Raw genomic sequence first — 16,252 nt, forward strand, 5'->3', positions numbered from 1 at the left:
AGGTAGGGACACGGGAGGCGAATGTCACCCGATCCCCGCTCACCCGATCCACGCATTCTCGATATGCCGCGGCCTCACGCCGGGCGCGAGCAGCAGCACGTCCACCCGGATATCCTCGCCATGCGTCGCATAGCGCGGCATCAGGACCTCCGCCGCCGCCGCGACCCGCGCCAGCCGCCGCTCGTCGATCGCAAAGTCCAGCTCGGCCGCAGTCTTGCGCGCCTTGACCTCGACAAACGCGATCAGCTTGCCGCGCTTGGCGACCAGATCGACCTCCCCCGCCGGAGTCCGCACCCGCCGATCAAGAATCCGCCACCCCCGCAACCGCAGATACCAGGCGGCGCGGGTTTCCCCGTCGCGGCCCGATTGTTCGGCAAGGCGGCGGTCGCGGGCCATCTAAAGCCCCTCCCCTTCAGGGGAGGGCCTAGCCACCCTTCATCTCCATCGCCCGCGCGTAAAGCGCCTTGCGGTCCAGCCCCAGCCGCTTGGCCACCTCGCCCGCCGCCTTCGATACCGGCAGTCGCGTCAGCGCCTCGGCCAGCGCGGCATCGGCATCTTCCGCGCTCGCCGGGGCAGCCTCTCCGGGCGGAGCGACCACCACGACGATCTCGCCCTTCGGCCCGCCCTCGGCGTAGCGCGCCGACAGCTCGGTCAGCGATCCCGTCACGCATTCCTCGAACTTCTTGGTGATCTCGCGCGCCACCGCCGCCTCGCGATTCCCCAGCCCCTCGGCCAGCGCCGCCAGCGCCGCCGACAGGCGCGGCCCGCTTTCGTAGAACACCAGCGTCGCGCGCACCCCCGCCACTTCGGCAATGGCTTCCGCGCGCGCCTGCTGCTTGCTCGGCAAAAACCCCATGAACAGGAAGCGATCGGTCGGCAGCCCGGCCAGCGTCAGCGCCGCGATCCCGGCGCATGGCCCGGGAATCGTCACCACCGCATGCCCCGCCGCGCGCGCATCGCGCACCAGCTTGTATCCGGGATCAGAGATCAAAGGCGTTCCCGCATCCGACACCAGCGCCACCGCCTGAGTCGCCATCCGCGCGACCAGCCCCGGCCGCACGGCCTCGGCATTATGGTCGTGATACGGCGTCATCGGTCGCTTCGCCCCGAGGTGCCGGAACAGCCCCGCTGTCACACGCGAGTCCTCGACCGCAACCACATCGGCGTTCAGGAGTATTTCAGACGCACGGGGAGACAGATCGCCGAGATTGCCGATCGGCGTCGCGACGATGTAGAGGCCGGGCTCGAGAACAAAAGTCATTGGGGAACGTCATGGCAGAGGCAGCACATAAACGCCAACCGGGCATGTCGAGGATCATTCGCGGAATCGTCATCGGCGCCGCGCTTGCATTGTCTGCCTGCGTCCGCCCATCGGCCCCGCCGCCCGCGCCGACCCGGCCCGAACCAGTCCGGCCGGTCCGCCCCACCACGCCCCTCCCAGTCCGCCCCGGCCTGCCCGAAGCCGACACCGAACGGCATCGCGTCGCTTTGCTCGTGCCGCTGTCGGGCACCAATGCCGGGATCGGCCGCAGCCTCGCCAACGCGACCCAGCTTGCGATCCTCGATCTCAAGGCGGATAATGTCCGCATCACCACCTACGACACCGCGCTCGGCGCGACCGCTGCGGCGACCCGTGCGCTCGCCGATGGCAACAAGCTGATCCTTGGCCCGCTGCTGGCGGAAGACGCCCGCGCCATCGCCCCGCTCGCACGCCGCGCCGGGGTTCCGGTGCTCGCCTTCTCGAACGACACCGGCGTCGCCGGCAATGGCACCTATGTCATGGGCTATGCCCCGGCCCAGTCGATCGAGCGCGTGGTCGACTATGCGCGGCGCAGCGGCGTGACCGACTTCGCCGGCCTGATGCCCACCGGCCTGTATGGCGAGCGCGCCAGCACCGCCTTCCTCCGCGCAGTCGAAGGCGCGGGCGGCAAGGTCACCGCGCTCGAAACCTATAACCGCGGCGCGCCCGCGATGAACGCGGCGATCGCCCGCCTCGCCCGCTCGCCGTTCCAGGCGGTGCTGATCGCCGACAGCGCGACCGGCGCGGTCACCGCAATCCCCGCCATCCGCCGCGCCAATGGCAATGCCAAGGTGCTCGGCACCGAATTGTGGAACAGCGATTCGGGCGTCGGCGGGATGACCCCGCTGACCGGCAGCTGGTTCGCCAGCGTCTCGGACACGCTCTACCGCACCTATGCCGGTAAATACCGTGCCCGCTTCGGCGCCGCCCCCTATCGCCTGTCCACGCTCGGCTATGATTCGGTGCTGCTCACCGTCCGCATCGCGCGCGACTGGCGCCCGGGCGACGCCTTCCCGACCGACCGCCTCGGCGATCCCGGCGGCTTTGGCGGCATCGACGGCGCCTTCCGCTTCGGCCGCGACGGCGTCGCCGAACGCGCGCTGGAGGTGCAGGAGATTCGCGGCGGCACGACCGTCACGGTGTCGCCAGCCCCGCAAGGCTTCGGGCGGTAACCAATTCCTCCCCTGAGCTTGTCTCAGGGGAGGGGGACCGCCGGCGAAGCCGGTGGTGGAGGGGCGGCCGCGCAGACGGCCGTGAACAGCTCGGCAAATTCCGCCCTCTCCGGGGCGGCCCCTCCGTCATTGCTGCGCAATGCCACCTCCCCCAGCAAGCTGGGGGAGGAACCTAAAGAACCACCTCGCGCAAGATCCCCTCCAGCACCGGCATCCCCGCATCGGTAACCCGCAGCCGCTCCCCCTCGCGCACGATCAACCCATGCGTCGCAAGCCGCTCCACCGCCGCCAGGTCAACAAACCCCGCCCCGATCCGCGCCAGATCAACCCCCTCGGCCAGCCTTAGCCCCATCACCAGCGCCTCGGTCGCGCGCTCGGCGGGGGTCAGCGCCGTCTCCTCCTGCGCGCCATGCCCGTTGCGGGTCACAGCGCCGATCCAGTTCTCCGGCTTCTTGTGCCGCACCGTCGCGTATCCGCCGCGCCGCCCATGCGCCCCCGGCCCGACCCCGGCATAATCGGTGTAGCGCCAGTAGCTCAGGTTATGCCGGCTTTCCGCCCCGCGCCGCGCATGGTTCGACACCTCGTACAGCGGCAAGCCCGCAGCGCCGGTCAGCGCCTGCGTCACATCCCACAAATCCGCCGCCGCATCGGCATCCGGAATAACCAGATCGCCTTTCGCCGCCAGCGTCGCAAAGCGCGTCCCCGGCTCGATCGTCAGCTGATACAGCGACAGATGCTCGGTCCCGAAGGCCAGCGCCCGTGCGAGCTCCGCCTCCCACGCCGCCACCGACTGCCCCGGCCGCGCATAGATCAAATCAAAGCTCACCCGCCCGAAATGCCGCTGCGCCGTCGCCAGCGCCCCCAGCCCCTCGGCCACCCCATGCGCCCGCCCCAGAAACGCCAGCGCTTCATCGTCCAGCGCCTGCAGCCCCAGCGACACGCGATTGACCCCCGCCGCCGCCAGATCGGCGAACCGCGCCGCCTCGACCGATGACGGGTTGGCTTCCAGCGTCACTTCCAGATCGCCCTGCGGCGTCCACGCCGCCACCGCCGCATCGATCACCGCCGCCACCGTTTCGGGCGGCATCAGCGACGGGGTGCCGCCCCCGAAAAAGATCGACCCCAGCCGCCTACCGGGCAGCAACGCTGCCTCATAAGCGAGGTCCGCGAGCAGCGCCTTGCGCCACGCGTCCTGGTCCACCACCTCGCGGACATGGCTGTTGAAATCGCAATAGGGACATTTGGACACGCAGAACGGCCAGTGGACGTAGAGCGCCAGCGGCTCGGCATCGTTCGGTTGGGCAACGTTCATCTGGCGCGCGCTATGCGCCGGATCAGGAATTTCCGAAAGATGCTGCTGCTCCCCCTCCTGATCCTCGCCGCCTGCTCGCCGCAGAGCGAAGCGCCCAAGACCGAAGCACCCAAGGAGTTCGTCGAGCGCCGCGAGTCGATGACGCCCGCCCCGCGCGGTGCCGAACGCCTGCGCACCGCGATGCTCGACGCCCACAACGCCGCGCGCGCCGCAGTGAAGGTGCCGCCGCTGACCTGGGACGAGACCCTCGCCCGCGACGCCGCCAGCTACGCCCGCGTCCTCGCCCGCAGCGGCAAGTTCGAACACGCCAAGCAACCGCGCGGCGCCGCCGCACAGGGCGAAAATCTCTGGAAAGGCACGCGCAGTGCCTATCGCTATGAAGAGATGGCCGGCCATTGGGTCGCGGAGAAACGCGACTATCTCAACCGGCCGATCCCCAACATCAGCGCCACCGGCCGCTTCGTCGACGCCGGCCACTATGCCCAGATCATCTGGTCACGCACCACCCGCGTGGGCTGCGCGCTGGCGAGCAACGCGCGCGAGGACGTACTGGTCTGCCGCTACTCCCCCGCAGGCAATGTGATGGGGCAGGTGGCGTTGCCCTGACCCAAATCGTCACCCCGGCCACCGTGCCGGGGTCCACTGTGCGGCAAGCGCACCGCTCCAAGCTTGAGCGTCGGGTCTAGTGGCGCGGTGGACCCCGGAACAAGTCCGGGGTGACAAAGTTCATTGGTCGCGCCGCAACCGCTCCACCCGCGCAAACGAAGCTTCCTCCCGCCCGAACAGCTGGAACTTCGACGTCCGCCCCGCCGCCTCATCCGCCTCCAGCCGCCGCTCCAGTTTGCGAATGCCGAAACTCCCCTTGAGGCAGCAGACGCACCCGCAGGGCGGCGTCCCATTGGCCCCCGGCATATACCGCCAACCGGTCACCTGCGGCAGCATCTTGAAGCGCAGGATTTCGCTCCGCGCGATCGGCCGCGCGATCGTCACCTGAAACCCCTCGGGCGAGGATGGCAGCGCGCGCCCGCGCAGCACCGCCTTCGACGCCTTGTCCGCCACCCGCGCCGCGACCGGATCGCGCTGCTCGGCGGCGAGCATCAGCGCCACCGCCTCCGCCGCGCGCATCGCCACCGGGGTGCCGTTGAAATGCGACACCTCGACCATCTCGTCATCGGGAATGCGGAAATAGACCCCCGCGATCGTCCCGCCGCCCATCCGCCGCAACTCGCGCAGCCATTGATGCGCAATGTTGAACTCGCGCGTCACCGGCAGCGCATAGATGCGGTCGGGCCGCCATCCGTCCGTCTTGACGAATCCGATCCCGCCGCGCCGGATGCCGGGCAGATTGCGGTGACTGGTCAGGTGGACAAAGGTCGCCATTCGCCCACCCTAACCAGTTTAGAACACTGCTGCGACCAGCTGACTGAAAGCGTCGGCGCGATGGCTCATCGCGTGCTTCGCCGCCGGGTTCATCTCGCCAAAGCTGCGGTCATGCCCCTCGGGCACGAACATCGGGTCATAGCCAAAGCCACGGTCGCCACGCGGCGGCCAGATCAGCGTGCCATCGATCCGACCCTCGAACCATTCGACATGCCCGTCGGGCCAGGCGAGTGCCAGCGCGCACACGAAATGCGCCGCGCGCGACGTGCCCTCGGGCAGCGCCTCGAGCAGCGTGTTGACCCGCCGCATCGCGCGGTCGAAATCGCGGCCCTCCCCCTCCTCGGGGGCCAGCGCGGGAATGCCCGGATCGGGCAGCCCCCAGCGCGCCGAGAAAATCCCCGGCTCACCGCTCAGCGCATCGACGCACAGCCCGCTATCATCGGCCAGCGCGGGCAGGCCCGACAGGTCCGCCGCCTGCATCGCCTTCAGCTCGGCATTGGCGACGAAGGTCGTGCCCGTCTCTTCCGGCTCAGGCAGGTCGAGCGAGGCCGCACTGATCGGCTCGATCCCAAAGGGGGCGAGCAGCTCGCGGATCTCGCGCACCTTGCCCTCATTATGGCTGGCGATGACCAGCTTGCCGGGAACCAGCTTGCGGATCGCCTGCGGCTCCCGGCCCTCGCCGCTCATCGTCCCGCCGCCTTCAGCTGCGCCGCAAAAATGTCGGTGCACCCGATCCGCGCCAGCCGCAGCAGGCGCAACAGCCCTTCCTCGTCATAGGTCGCGCCCTCGGCGGTCGCCTGCGCCTCGGCGATCTTGCCGTCGGCCAGCAGCACGAAGTTCGCATCCGCATCCGCCGCGCTGTCCTCATCATAATCGAGGTCGAGCACCGGCGTGCCCTGATAAATACCGCACGACACCGCCGCGACCTGCTGCACGATCGGATCGGTGGTCAGCTTGCCCTCCGCCATCAACTTGTCGACCGCGAGACGCAGCGCGACCCATGCGCCACTGATCGCCGCCGTCCGCGTCCCGCCATCGGCCTGGATCACGTCGCAATCGAGCGTGATCTGCCGCTCGCCGAGCAGCTTGAGGTCGGTCACCGAGCGCAGCGAACGCCCAATCAACCGCTGGATCTCCTGCGTCCGCCCCGACTGCTTGCCCTTCGCCGCCTCGCGATTGCCGCGGGTATGCGTCGCGCGGGGCAGCATGCCATACTCGGCGGTCACCCAGCCCTCACCCTTGCCGCGCAGCCATGGCGGCAACCGCTCCTCGACGCTCGCGGTCACCAGCACCTTGGTATTGCCAAAGCTCACCAGCACCGATCCTTCGGCATGGATGGTGAAGTTCGGCTCGATGCTGATCGCACGCATCTGATCGGGGGCGCGGCCGCTGGGGCGCATAGGGTATTCTCCTGATTGGTCTGGCCGCCGAACTAGACGCGATGAAACGAACGCGCCAGTCTGACGCTTCGCCCCGTCGGAGAAACGACATGAAACGGCTTGGATTGATCATGGTGCTGGGACTGGCGATGGCAGGCTGCGCACGCACGCCCGGCCTGGAAGCGCCGACACCCGCCGCCGCAGTGACGCAGATCAGCTACAGCACCGGTCCCTGTTTCGGCGCCTGTCCGGTCTATGCCTTCACCGTCCAGGCGAATGGCGATGGCAGCTTCGAAGGCAAGCGCTTCACCCAGACCGGCGGCACCAAGACGTTCAAGCTCACCCGCGCCCAGTTCGACGGGTTCGCCGCCGCACTCGCCCCCTACCGCCCCAAGCCCGGCACCAGCCGCCGCACCGTCCCCGGCGAGAAGGGCTGCGAACGCGCCGCGACCGACATGCCCAGCGCCGAAATCAGCTGGACCGGCCCGGCGGGCAAGAGCAGCCTCTCCTATTATTTCGGCTGCGACATGGAGGCCAACCGCGCCATGGCCGACGCCATCGGCAACGCCCCCGACCTTATCCCCGCGCTCGCCCCGCTGATCGGCGAGCGGCCGTGAGCGCGCGCGTGGCGTCGGCGCGGCTAACGGTCGCAATGCTCGCCATGCTCACCACCGGGTGCGTAGCAATCCCGGAACCGTTCGCTCTGGGCACCGACGAGGGGCCGATGATCCCGCCGGATAAGCTACGCGATCGTCGAATTGAAATTGCGAATACGTCCTGCACGCACTTCGATGTCTGCAAAACCTATCAGATTTCGATCAATCACGATGGCACCGGCGATATGGTGTTCTATCGTGACGGTCGGCGGGAAGTCCGCAGTTTTCGCATGTCGCCTTATGCCTTCCGGAAGACACAGCTACTCGTCGAGCATCTAAGGCCGACTTCAAACGTGTCGGCTCCGGTCGAGTTCGACGGCACCCATCGGCGCGGTTGCGATCATTGCCGGTTCGTCGAAACCTCGATCGTTCACTGGCACCGCGACGACGGCGACATTCTCTGGTCTGGAGTCCAAGTCACGCTGCAGGACGATCAATGGGCAGAGGGTGTGTTGCGCGCGCAGAATTTTCTGTTGGAAGGGATGTTGCCTTCGCTGTTGGGCCATCCGCAAAGCCAGCCTAAATAGAACGCATGACCACCCCGCCGATCACCGAGCTGACCGACCGCGCCCGCGACATCTTCCGCGTCGTGGTCGAATCATATCTCGACGTCGGGCAGCCAGTCGGCTCGCGCACGATCTCACGCGCGCCGGGCCTCAACCTCTCCCCCGCCTCGATCCGCAACGTGATGCAGGATCTCGAGGAGCTCGGCCTGCTCGCCGCGCCGCATACCAGCGCGGGGCGGATGCCGACCGATCTCGGCCTGCGCCTGTTCGTCGATGGCATGATGCAGGCGAACGAACCGTCCGCCGAGGAGCGCGCCGCAATCGAATCGCGCGCCGCGACACGCGGCCCGGTCGAGGAGGCGCTCGCCTCCACCACCGCCGCGCTCTCCGGCCTCTCGGCCTGCGCCGGCATGGTGCTGGTGCCCAAGGCGGAGCGGGTACTACGCCAGTTCGGTTTCGTCCCATTGGGCAACGACCGCGCGCTCGCGGTGCTGGTGGGTGAGGACGGATCGGTCGAGAACCGCGTCGTCGACCTGCCCCCCGGTCTGCCCCCCGGCGCGCTCGAACAGGCCGCCAACTATCTCACCGCCACTTTGGGCGGCCTCACCCTCGCCCAGGCCCGCGCCCGCCTGACGCATCAGATCGCGAGCGAACGCGCCGCCCTCGACGACGCCGCACGCGCGCTGGTCGAACGGGGCCTTGCGGTGTGGTCGCAGGACGGCGACGACCGCCCCGTCCTGATCGTGCGCGGTCAGGCGCGCCTGCTCGACAGCGCCGCCGCCGAGGATCTCGACCGGGTCGGCCGCCTGCTCGACGAGCTGGAGGGCAAGGAAGAAATCGCCCGCCTGCTCGACAGCGCGCGCGAGGGTGAGGCGACGCGGATCTTCATCGGCAGCGAGAACAAGCTGTTCGCCCTTTCCGGCTCGTCGGTGATCGCCAAGCCGGTGCGCGCGCTCGATGGTCGCGTCGTCGGCGTGGTGGGGGTTATCGGCCCGACGCGGTTGAACTATGCCCGCGTCGTGCCCATGGTGGATTTCACGGCATCAACCCTGGCCAGATTGCTGGCCTGAACCATAAGAAAACACGCAGGAACCATGACCGAAGAAAGCAAGACCGAAGCGCCCGACGACCTCCGTCAGGAAACCGCCGAGGCCGCCCCCGAAGTGGCCGAACAGGACCGCGTCGCCGCGCTCGAGGCGGAACTCGCCGAAGCCAAGTCCGCAACCCTCTACGCCCGCGCCGAGGCCCAGAACCTGCTGCGCCGCGCGCAGAAGGAAGCGGAAGACGCACGCAACTATGCCGCCACCGGCTTTGCCCGCGACATCCTGTCGGTCGCCGACAATCTCGGCCGCGCGCTCGCCGCGATTCCGGAAGAGCTGCGCGAAGACGACAAGATGAAGGGGCTGATCATCGGCCTCGAAGCGACCGGGCGCGAGCTCGACAGCGTCTTCGCCCGCCACGGCATCTCAAAGATCAGCGCGCTCGGCGAAGCACTCGACCCCAATCGCCACCAGGCGATGATGGAAATGCCCAGCGCCGACGCTGAACCCGGCACGATCGTGCAGGAAATCCAGTCCGGCTACATGATCCGCGACCGCCTGCTCCGCCCCGCACTGGTGGGTGTGGCCAAGAAGCCGGATTGATCGCCACGCCTTGTGCCTCGCGCCGGTTCGACTAGATTGGTCGGACCGGCTGGAGGTGCTGATGGGTGCTCAGACCAGAGAATTGACCGCCCATGTGCCGGTCGAACTCGCCGACAAGGTCGATCTCGTCGCTGGCCGGCTCGACCGGTCGAGCGAATGGGTCATGCAACAGGCGCTCTCCGCCTGGGTCGATGTCGAAGAAGAGCGGCATCAGATGACGCTTGAGGCTGTGGCCGAAGTCGATGCGGGCAACACGATCAGCCACGCGGCGATGCTCGCTTGGGCCGAGAGCCTTGGAACCGCCACCCCCTTGCCACTGCCCCGCTCCGGTAGATAACGCCCGTGTCTGGTCGGGCAGCCTATGCCGGGCCTGCCGCAACTCCGGCGCCGTCCTCCGCAGCAGCAACGATCTGGCGCGAGCGAAACAGCAGATCGTCGACATCCTGCCGCACCATCTCGATCTGTTCGTTGGATAAATTCCAAGGGGCAGCCGCAACTTGCAGGTATGCAATCCGCTGCTGTGCGCTCATCGACCACCAGCCGCTCCGCGAGCTTTCCGCGAACACCTCTCGGGCGATGCACGCCAAATCATCGCGCGTGAAGCAGTCGCCGCTCTGCCTTGGTGGCAGGTTCGATGCTCCATCCAGCTGTCGGATGAGATCTGCGAGCGGCCTGTGAAACAGGGTTTCGGGATCGAAGCGCTCGCCAAATTTCGCCTTCATCAGCAATGTCAGCATCACTGTGGCGGACCCGTTCAAACGGATCGTATCCGTCTCTGGGTCAAAGTGCAGAAAACCAGCGGTCATGCACCAAGCGTAGGATAGCCAGCGCCACGAGCCAACCATTCGCGTCTCACCAGTAGCGCCCGCCCAACATCTCCCCTATCTCCCCCTCATGTCCGGCCGCTTTGACTCCATCCATCACCGCCGCGCGATCGTCGACCGGCGGGCGCTGGCGGACGATCTTGCCGCGCTCGATGCGCCCGATACGATGCGGCTGCGTCAGGCCGCCGCGCTGCGGCTCAAACAGGCGCTCGAAGAGGGCCGCGCCGAAATCGCCCGCCGCCTGATCGACCACCCGGCCAAGGGGCATGATAGCGCGGCGAGCGGCGCGTTCCTGATGGACCAACTGCTGCGCACCCTGTGGGACTTCACCCTCGCGCGGCTCTACCCCAACAGCAACCCGACCGCGTCCGAACGCATGACGCTGATCGCGGTCGGCGGCTATGGCCGGGGCGAGATGGCGCCGCACAGCGATGTCGATATTGGCTTCATCACGCCCTGGAAGCAGACCGGGTGGAGCGAGCAGGTCATCGAATCGATGCTCTATTCGCTATGGGACATGGGACTGAAGGTCGGCCACAGCTCGCGCTCGCTCGACGAGATGGTGCGCGAGGCACGCGGCGACATCACCGTCCGCACCGCGCTGCTCGAGGCCCGCTATATCTGGGGCGACACCACGCTCTATGACGAGGCCGCGGCGCGCTTCAAGGCCGAGATCCAGAATGGCAGCGCGCGCGACTTCATCGCGCAAAAGCTCGTCGAGCGTGACGAGCGCCACCGCAAGATGGGCGACAGCCGCTATGTCGTCGAACCGAACATCAAGGAGGGCAAGGGCGGCCTGCGCGACCTCCACACCTTGTTCTGGATCGGCAAATACGCCCATGGCGTGCGCGAACCCGCCGATCTGGTCGAGGTCGGCCTGCTCACCAAACTCGAATATCGCCAGTTCCGCCGCGCCGAGAATTTCCTGTGGGCGGTGCGCTGCCACCTCCACAACCTCGCCGGGCGCGGCGAGGACCGCCTGACCTTCGACTATCAGCGCGAGATCGCCGAGCGGATGCGCTACGCCGACCGTCCGGGCAAGTCGAAGGTCGAGCGCTTCATGCACTTCTACTTCCTTCAGGCGAAGATGGTCGGCGACCTCACAGGCGTCTTCCTCGCGCATCTGGACGAGAAGTTTGCGGCACGCGGCAGCCGCTTCGGCCTCCCCCGCATCCGCCGCAGCCCCCGCAAGCTCAAGGGCTTCGTGCTCGATCGCGGCCGCCTCGCGCTCCCCCGCGACGATTTCTTCCGCGAAGACCCGGTGCGGCTGGTCGAGCTGTTCCAGCTCGCCGACCTGCACAAGCTCGAAGTCCATCCGCTCGCGATGCGCGCCGCCAATCGCGACGCCAAGCTGATCGCCGACTGGCGCGACGACCCGCGCGCCAATGCGCTGTTCATGGACGTGCTGACGTCCCCGCGCGATCCCGAAACCGTGCTGCGCTGGATGAACGAGGCTGGGGTGTTCGGCCAGTTCGTGCCGGACTTTGGCCGCGTCGTCGCGCAGATGCAGTTCGACATGTACCACCACTTCACGGTGGACGAACACACGATCCGCGCCGTCGGCCTGCTCAACCGCATCGAAAAGGGCGACCTCAAGGAGGATCACCCGCTCGCCAGCGGCATCCTCGATCAGGTCGCCTCACGCCGCGCGCTCTATGTCTCGGTGCTGCTGCACGACATCGCCAAGGGCCGTGGCGGCGACCATAGCGTCATCGGCGCGGAAATCGCGCTCAAGCTCTGTCCGCGCTTCGGCCTCAGCGCGGCGGAGACCGAGACGGTATCGTGGCTGGTCCGCTATCACCTGCTGATGTCCGCCACCGCGTTCAAGCGCGACCTGAGCGACTTCAAGACGATCCTCGACTTCACCGCCGTCGTGCAATCTCCCCAGCGGCTGATGATGCTGCTGATCCTCACCGTGGTCGATATCCGCGCGGTCGGCCCCGGCGTGTGGAACGGGTGGAAGCGCCAGCTGCTCACCAACCTCTTCGACAGCGCCGAGGAAGTGCTGCGCCTCGGCCACAAGCAAAAGGGGCGCGGCGAACGGATCGCCGCGAAACAGGCGGCGCTAAGCGATACCCTCGGCGGCGATGTCGGCGATTTCGTCCGCCGCCTCGCCGACCCCTATTGGGTGGCCGAGCCCGAGGATGTGATCGAACGCAACGCCCGCTTCATCGCGCGCACTGGCGATGCGCAGCTGTCGGTCGAAGCGACGGTTTATCCCGATCGCGGCGCAACGCTCGTCACTGTCTATGCCGCCGACCATGCCGGCCTGTTCTACCGCATCGCCGGCGCGATCCATGCGGCGGGCGGCAACATCATCGACGCGCGCATCCACACCACGCGCGACGGCATGGCGCTCGACAATTTCCTGGTTCAGGACCCGCTCGGCCGCCCGTTCGACGATCCCGGCCAGCTCGCCCGCATCGAAACCGGCATTGCCGAGGCGCTGGCCAACCGCGCCAAGCTCACCGAACGCCTCGCCGCCAAGCCGCTCCGCCTGCGCGCCGACGCCTTCACGATCGAGCCGAACGTGCTGATCGACAACAAGGCGTCGAACCGCTTCACCGTGATCGAGGTACAGGCGCGCGACCGCCCGGCTTTGCTCCATCACCTCGCCTACGCGCTGTTCCAGTCCAAGGTGACGATCCACAGCGCGCACGTCGCCACTTATGGCGAACGCGCGGTCGATACCTTCTACGTAACCGACCTGACCGGGGACAAGATCAACGCCGTGCTGCGCCTCAAGTCGCTCGAACGCCGCCTGCTCGACGCAACCTCGGGCCAGGGCGAGTTTGCCAGCGCGGCGTGAACGACAGGGTTGCGCCGCGCCACAGGGTGAGTTAGTCCGACAATACACTCAGATTCGGACACCCTTCATGCGCAGCCACGCACTCGACGTCACATCAGAAGTCCCCGTCCGCGCGGGGTGGCGCGGCACCTTTCGCAACCGCTGGGTCCGGGGCGCAGCCGCGCTGGCAGTGCTCGCGTTCGGCGTTTTCATCACGCTCAGCATCTGGGCTGAACCCGGCTCCCCGGTCGTGGTCGATGGCAGCAAGCTGGTGGCGAGCAGTCGGCTGCATCAGGTTCTGAACGATCCCTCGCTCGCCACCCGCGAGGGCAACCCCAGCATCGGCGCGCGCTTTACCGACAAGTCCGGCCACAGCTGCCACCCCTTCGCCCAGGGCACGGTCAATGGCACGGTCTGCCAGATCGAAGGCGACTGGCGCGTGACCGAAGTGCGCCAGCGCTGACACTGGCCAGCCGCGCCGGGAACGCCTAAACTGGCCCTCCAACCGCGAGGAGCAGGCAATGGGTGTACTCGGCATGGGCGGGCTGTTCTTTCGGGCGCAGGACCCGGACGCACTCACCGCATGGTATCGCGAACATCTCGGCATCGGCGCAGGCTGCGTTGCCGAGGATAGCGGCGGCGAGGTCAACGAATGGACCTGGCATACGCAAGGCGGCCCGATGGTGTTCGCCCCGTTCAAACAGGCAACCGACTATTTCGCCGCCGACAAGCAATTCATGATCAACCTGCGCGTCCGCGACCTTGAAGGGATGCTCGAACAGCTCAACGCGGCGGGCATCGACATCATCACCAAGCCCGAATGGGACTCCCCCGAAACCGGCAAATTCGCCCGCATCCACGATCCCGAAGGCAACGCGATCGAACTGTGGGAGCCGCCGGTATGACCGCCATCTGGATCGCCCTTGGCGCGGTCGCGATCGCGCTGATCCCTGCGTTCATCTCGATGAAGGCGGCGAAGGATGCCAAACGCAAAAAGGATAGCGGTGACGGCGGCACCACCTATGCCAGCGACACCGGCGACCGCGACCGTACCGATAGCGACTCGGGCGGGGATGGCGGCGGAGACGGCGGCGGAGACGGCGGCGGCGGAGACTAGAATCCTCCCCCGCCAGGGGGAGGTGGCGCCGTAGGCGACGGAGGGGGAGGACGGGAGTGATCTCGAAGGTCGTACTTCCTCCCCATCCGTCAGCTCCGCTGACACCTCCCCCTGGCGGGGGAGGATTGAACACACTCCCATCGTCAGCCCGGCCTTGAGCCGGGCCAAGGCTTCTTCTTCCGACGCCGCAAGAAAAGCCCAGCCCCGGGTCAGGCCCGGGGCGACGAACTCAGCTCACTGGGCTGCGTGAATCGTGCTTCGCCGATCTCCGCTCCCCTCACCTTGGCAAAGCGCCATGCAGCGACCGTCCCAATGATCGTAACAACAACGATCACGATCGGCATGGTCAGGCCCTGATCGCCAATCTGCACCCGCCACAGGATCAGCGCAGCCGAAAGCCCTATCACAGCAAGGGCAACCGACCCGCTATAATCCGGATTTAGCCGCCCGCTCCATTTGCTCCTCGGCCTCGGCGTAGGGTCCAACGCGCTACCGACGACGGTGAAGAGGAAACATGGAAGAGCGGTTGCCGCTTCAATCCCGTCCAATGCGTGTCTGAACGTGGGATCGGACCATTCAAGAAATTTGGCGAGCGCGTAAGCGCCCAACAGCATGGCGGCAATAACATGGGCGGCTCTCGAAAGGAGACCGCGCAATCGGCTGCTCAACCGCATCATCGCCCCCCTCAATCCCGCTGCCACACCCGCACATAATCGACTTCCATCGCCGCCGGGAACGCCTTGGGGTCGATCCCCTTCTGTCCGCCCCAGCCGCCGACCGCGACGTTCAGGATCAGATATTCGGGCGTCCCGAACGGCCAGGTCTGCGGATCACCCTTTTTGTCATTCTCGAACCGCATATGCGCGCGGCCGTCGATCCCGATCAGGATGCGGTCCGCATTCCAGTCGAGCTGATAGGTGTGGAACGCCTCGCACACATCGGGGATGACGACATTCGATCCCTTTTGCGTGTTGGAAACATGGTTGTACGCGCCGGTGTGCACCGTGCCATGGACGCGACCATTGTCCCAGCCGACATGCTCCATGATGTCGATCTCGCCCATCGCCGGCCAGCCCTTGCTGTCGTCCGATGCCAGCATCCAGATCGCCGGCCAGATGCCGCGCCCGCATGGCAGCTTGGCGCGAATCTCGAAAAAGCCGTAGCGCCAGTCCGCGATCCCCTTGGTGAACAGCTTGGTCGAGGCATAATCCTGCCCACCATGATCGGGCTTGTCCGCCAGTCGCTCCTGCGTCGCCGTGATGATCAGCCGCCCACCCGCGACCCGAACATTTTCGGGCCGCGCCTCGGCGTAATACTGCTTTTCCTCGTTGTGCCAGCCGAGCTTATTGCGGGCGGTATCATAGGCCCAACGCTTCGGATCGGGCATGCCGTCGGTCTCGAACTCGTCCGACCAGACCAGCTTGGCATCCGCCGGACGGACGAGCGGCTCGTCCGTCCCGGCAGTGATCGGCGGGCTGTGCACCACCTGCGCGGCGACCGGAACACTTCCCAGCGCCAGCAGCGCGGCGCACAGCATCGCCATCTTCATTTGGGCGACAGCACCATCAGCATCTGCCGGCCTTCCATGCGCGGATAGCTTTCGACCTTCGCCACCTCGGCGCTGTCCTCCTGAACGCGGCGCAGCAGGTTCATGCCCAGCTGGCCATGGCTCAGCTCACGGCCGCGGAAACGCAGCGTGATCTTCACCTTGTCGCCCTCGCCGATGAACTTATGGACCGCCTTCATCTTGGTCTCATAGTCATGGTCGTCGATGTTCGGACGCATCTTGATCTCCTTGATCTCCTGCGTCTTCTGCGACTTGCGGGCGAGGTTCGCCTTTTTCTGCGCCTCGTACTTGAACTTGCCGACGTCGAGATACTTGGCGACGGGCGGATCCGCGTTCGGCGACACCTCGACCAGGTCGAGGCCCAGCGCCTGCGCCTGTTCCATCGCTTCGCGCGTGAGCATCACGCCCAGATTCTCACCCTCATGGTCGATCACGCGAACCTTGGGGGAAACGATGAATTCATTGTGGCGCGGGCCGGTCGGCACCGGGGGCGCGAAGCCGCGCCGGGACATGGGAGGACGGATGGATGCTTCTCCTGTTGCTAAATAGAGCGGACATATAGGCGCAAAAGCGACCGGAGGAAAGGTGATGCAGCAGCGCGCGGGAAT

At 66.9% G+C, this 16,252-nt stretch carries 21 protein-coding genes; 11 read left to right on the forward strand and 10 right to left on the reverse strand.

What is annotated here, in order from left to right:
• Positions 1–39: 39 nt before the first annotated feature.
• Both K9B35_RS17010 and rsmI read right to left on the reverse strand, forming a co-directional pair.
• Positions 40–396, reverse strand: a complete 357-nt coding sequence (locus K9B35_RS17010; protein ID WP_224923174.1) for a YraN family protein — start codon at positions 394–396, stop codon at positions 40–42.
• 28 nt (positions 397–424) lie between these two features.
• On the reverse strand, positions 425–1,261 hold the full coding sequence (rsmI, locus tag K9B35_RS17015) for a 16S rRNA (cytidine(1402)-2'-O)-methyltransferase (protein WP_224923175.1): 837 nt from the start codon (positions 1,259–1,261) through the stop codon (positions 425–427).
• Positions 1,262–1,305: 44 nt separating this feature from the next.
• Between rsmI and K9B35_RS17020 the strand changes: the two genes are divergently transcribed.
• A complete protein-coding gene (locus tag K9B35_RS17020; protein WP_224923176.1) occupies positions 1,306–2,472 on the forward strand; it encodes a penicillin-binding protein activator in 1,167 nt (388 codons plus the stop codon).
• Between the two features lie 172 nt (positions 2,473–2,644).
• Here the strand turns inward: K9B35_RS17020 and hemW are convergent, their stop codons facing one another.
• Positions 2,645–3,784, reverse strand: coding sequence for a radical SAM family heme chaperone HemW (gene hemW / locus K9B35_RS17025; protein ID WP_224923177.1), 1,140 nt, complete (start codon positions 3,782–3,784; stop codon positions 2,645–2,647).
• A gap of 39 nt (positions 3,785–3,823) precedes the next feature.
• Here hemW and K9B35_RS17030 point away from each other — a divergent pair, with 39 nt between their 5' ends.
• Positions 3,824–4,390: a CAP domain-containing protein gene (locus tag K9B35_RS17030; protein ID WP_224923178.1), complete on the forward strand. Its 567-nt coding sequence runs from the start codon at positions 3,824–3,826 to the stop codon at positions 4,388–4,390.
• A 120-nt stretch (positions 4,391–4,510) separates the two neighbouring features.
• Here K9B35_RS17030 and K9B35_RS17035 read toward each other — a convergent pair whose 3' ends face one another.
• Genes K9B35_RS17035 through rph form a run of 3 tightly spaced genes read right to left on the reverse strand, consistent with a single transcriptional unit; the run spans position 4,511 to position 6,564 of the window.
• Complete coding sequence (locus tag K9B35_RS17035; RefSeq protein WP_224923179.1) at positions 4,511–5,164, reverse strand: hypothetical protein; 654 nt, start codon at positions 5,162–5,164, stop codon at positions 4,511–4,513.
• Between the two features lie 18 nt (positions 5,165–5,182).
• Complete coding sequence (gene rdgB / locus K9B35_RS17040) at positions 5,183–5,851, reverse strand: RdgB/HAM1 family non-canonical purine NTP pyrophosphatase (RefSeq protein ID WP_224923180.1); 669 nt, start codon at positions 5,849–5,851, stop codon at positions 5,183–5,185.
• Positions 5,848–6,564 carry a ribonuclease PH gene (gene rph, locus K9B35_RS17045; RefSeq protein WP_224923181.1) on the reverse strand — a complete coding sequence of 239 codons (717 nt, stop codon included), beginning with the start codon at positions 6,562–6,564 and terminating at the stop codon, positions 5,848–5,850. The genes rdgB and rph overlap by 4 nt, the downstream gene beginning before the upstream one ends.
• Positions 6,565–6,653: 89 nt before the next feature.
• Here rph and K9B35_RS17050 point away from each other — a divergent pair, with 89 nt between their 5' ends.
• From K9B35_RS17050 to K9B35_RS17070, 5 genes are all read left to right on the forward strand, one after another.
• Positions 6,654–7,160 (forward strand): DUF6438 domain-containing protein, encoded by a 507-nt coding sequence (locus K9B35_RS17050; protein ID WP_224923182.1) that lies wholly within the window; start codon positions 6,654–6,656, stop codon positions 7,158–7,160.
• The gene (locus K9B35_RS17055; RefSeq protein WP_224923183.1) at positions 7,157–7,726 is read left to right on the forward strand and encodes a hypothetical protein; all 570 of its coding nucleotides are present in this window, start codon (positions 7,157–7,159) and stop codon (positions 7,724–7,726) included. Before K9B35_RS17050 ends, K9B35_RS17055 begins: the two co-directional genes overlap by 4 nt.
• Before the next feature lie 5 nt (positions 7,727–7,731).
• Positions 7,732–8,775 carry a heat-inducible transcriptional repressor HrcA gene (gene hrcA, locus K9B35_RS17060; RefSeq protein WP_224923184.1) on the forward strand — a complete coding sequence of 348 codons (1,044 nt, stop codon included), beginning with the start codon at positions 7,732–7,734 and terminating at the stop codon, positions 8,773–8,775.
• 24 nt (positions 8,776–8,799) lie between these two features.
• Positions 8,800–9,348 carry a nucleotide exchange factor GrpE gene (gene grpE / locus K9B35_RS17065; protein WP_224923185.1) on the forward strand — a complete coding sequence of 183 codons (549 nt, stop codon included), beginning with the start codon at positions 8,800–8,802 and terminating at the stop codon, positions 9,346–9,348.
• Positions 9,349–9,409: 61 nt separating this feature from the next.
• A complete protein-coding gene (locus K9B35_RS17070) occupies positions 9,410–9,685 on the forward strand; it encodes a CopG family ribbon-helix-helix protein (protein ID WP_224923186.1) in 276 nt (91 codons plus the stop codon).
• 22 nt (positions 9,686–9,707) lie between these two features.
• Here K9B35_RS17070 and K9B35_RS17075 read toward each other — a convergent pair whose 3' ends face one another.
• Positions 9,708–10,154 carry a hypothetical protein gene (locus tag K9B35_RS17075; RefSeq protein ID WP_224923187.1) on the reverse strand — a complete coding sequence of 149 codons (447 nt, stop codon included), beginning with the start codon at positions 10,152–10,154 and terminating at the stop codon, positions 9,708–9,710.
• Between the two features lie 88 nt (positions 10,155–10,242).
• Here K9B35_RS17075 and K9B35_RS17080 point away from each other — a divergent pair, with 88 nt between their 5' ends.
• The 4 genes from K9B35_RS17080 (at position 10,243) to K9B35_RS17095 (ending at position 14,077) form a co-directional block, all read left to right on the forward strand.
• Positions 10,243–12,981, forward strand: a complete 2,739-nt coding sequence (locus tag K9B35_RS17080) for a [protein-PII] uridylyltransferase (RefSeq protein ID WP_224923188.1) — start codon at positions 10,243–10,245, stop codon at positions 12,979–12,981.
• 67 nt (positions 12,982–13,048) lie between these two features.
• Positions 13,049–13,423 (forward strand): hypothetical protein, encoded by a 375-nt coding sequence (locus tag K9B35_RS17085; protein WP_224923189.1) that lies wholly within the window; start codon positions 13,049–13,051, stop codon positions 13,421–13,423.
• 58 nt (positions 13,424–13,481) lie between these two features.
• Positions 13,482–13,865: a VOC family protein gene (locus K9B35_RS17090; protein ID WP_224923190.1), complete on the forward strand. Its 384-nt coding sequence runs from the start codon at positions 13,482–13,484 to the stop codon at positions 13,863–13,865.
• Positions 13,862–14,077: a hypothetical protein gene (locus K9B35_RS17095; RefSeq protein ID WP_224923191.1), complete on the forward strand. Its 216-nt coding sequence runs from the start codon at positions 13,862–13,864 to the stop codon at positions 14,075–14,077. Before K9B35_RS17090 ends, K9B35_RS17095 begins: the two co-directional genes overlap by 4 nt.
• 209 nt (positions 14,078–14,286) lie before the next feature.
• On the opposite strand, the gene K9B35_RS17100 is transcribed toward K9B35_RS17095, so the two are convergent.
• Genes K9B35_RS17100 through infC form a run of 3 tightly spaced genes read right to left on the reverse strand, consistent with a single transcriptional unit; the run spans position 14,287 to position 16,156 of the window.
• Positions 14,287–14,751 (reverse strand): hypothetical protein, encoded by a 465-nt coding sequence (locus tag K9B35_RS17100; protein ID WP_224923192.1) that lies wholly within the window; start codon positions 14,749–14,751, stop codon positions 14,287–14,289.
• Positions 14,752–14,762: 11 nt separating this feature from the next.
• Positions 14,763–15,626: a family 16 glycosylhydrolase gene (locus K9B35_RS17105; RefSeq protein ID WP_224923193.1), complete on the reverse strand. Its 864-nt coding sequence runs from the start codon at positions 15,624–15,626 to the stop codon at positions 14,763–14,765.
• Positions 15,623–16,156 (reverse strand): translation initiation factor IF-3, encoded by a 534-nt coding sequence (gene infC, locus K9B35_RS17110; RefSeq protein ID WP_224923194.1) that lies wholly within the window; start codon positions 16,154–16,156, stop codon positions 15,623–15,625. The genes K9B35_RS17105 and infC overlap by 4 nt, the downstream gene beginning before the upstream one ends.
• Positions 16,157–16,252 lie beyond the last annotated feature (96 nt).

The sequence above is a fragment of the Sphingomonas sp. R647 genome, from assembly GCF_020177055.1.
Taxonomy (GTDB): Bacteria; Pseudomonadota; Alphaproteobacteria; order Sphingomonadales; family Sphingomonadaceae; genus Sphingomonas.

Bases quoted from the DNA above. Each gene is read 5' to 3' on its own strand.
- K9B35_RS17010 (WP_224923174.1), bottom strand. From the start codon at position 396: ATGGCCCGCGACCGCCGCCTTGCCGAACAATCGGGCCGCGACGGGGAA.
- rsmI (WP_224923175.1), bottom strand. From the start codon at position 1,261: ATGACTTTTGTTCTCGAGCCCGGCCTCTACATCGTCGCGACGCCGATC.
- K9B35_RS17020 (WP_224923176.1), top strand. From the start codon at position 1,306: ATGTCGAGGATCATTCGCGGAATCGTCATCGGCGCCGCGCTTGCATTG.
- hemW (WP_224923177.1), bottom strand. From the start codon at position 3,784: ATGAACGTTGCCCAACCGAACGATGCCGAGCCGCTGGCGCTCTACGTC.
- K9B35_RS17030 (WP_224923178.1), top strand. From the start codon at position 3,824: ATGCTGCTGCTCCCCCTCCTGATCCTCGCCGCCTGCTCGCCGCAGAGC.
- K9B35_RS17035 (WP_224923179.1), bottom strand. From the start codon at position 5,164: ATGGCGACCTTTGTCCACCTGACCAGTCACCGCAATCTGCCCGGCATC.
- rdgB (WP_224923180.1), bottom strand. From the start codon at position 5,851: ATGAGCGGCGAGGGCCGGGAGCCGCAGGCGATCCGCAAGCTGGTTCCC.
- rph (WP_224923181.1), bottom strand. From the start codon at position 6,564: ATGCGCCCCAGCGGCCGCGCCCCCGATCAGATGCGTGCGATCAGCATC.
- K9B35_RS17050 (WP_224923182.1), top strand. From the start codon at position 6,654: ATGAAACGGCTTGGATTGATCATGGTGCTGGGACTGGCGATGGCAGGC.
- hrcA (WP_224923184.1), top strand. From the start codon at position 7,732: ATGACCACCCCGCCGATCACCGAGCTGACCGACCGCGCCCGCGACATC.
- grpE (WP_224923185.1), top strand. From the start codon at position 8,800: ATGACCGAAGAAAGCAAGACCGAAGCGCCCGACGACCTCCGTCAGGAA.
- K9B35_RS17070 (WP_224923186.1), top strand. From the start codon at position 9,410: ATGGGTGCTCAGACCAGAGAATTGACCGCCCATGTGCCGGTCGAACTC.
- K9B35_RS17075 (WP_224923187.1), bottom strand. From the start codon at position 10,154: ATGACCGCTGGTTTTCTGCACTTTGACCCAGAGACGGATACGATCCGT.
- K9B35_RS17080 (WP_224923188.1), top strand. From the start codon at position 10,243: ATGTCCGGCCGCTTTGACTCCATCCATCACCGCCGCGCGATCGTCGAC.
- K9B35_RS17085 (WP_224923189.1), top strand. From the start codon at position 13,049: ATGCGCAGCCACGCACTCGACGTCACATCAGAAGTCCCCGTCCGCGCG.
- K9B35_RS17090 (WP_224923190.1), top strand. From the start codon at position 13,482: ATGGGTGTACTCGGCATGGGCGGGCTGTTCTTTCGGGCGCAGGACCCG.
- K9B35_RS17095 (WP_224923191.1), top strand. From the start codon at position 13,862: ATGACCGCCATCTGGATCGCCCTTGGCGCGGTCGCGATCGCGCTGATC.
- K9B35_RS17100 (WP_224923192.1), bottom strand. From the start codon at position 14,751: ATGCGGTTGAGCAGCCGATTGCGCGGTCTCCTTTCGAGAGCCGCCCAT.
- K9B35_RS17105 (WP_224923193.1), bottom strand. From the start codon at position 15,626: ATGAAGATGGCGATGCTGTGCGCCGCGCTGCTGGCGCTGGGAAGTGTT.
- infC (WP_224923194.1), bottom strand. From the start codon at position 16,156: ATGTCCCGGCGCGGCTTCGCGCCCCCGGTGCCGACCGGCCCGCGCCAC.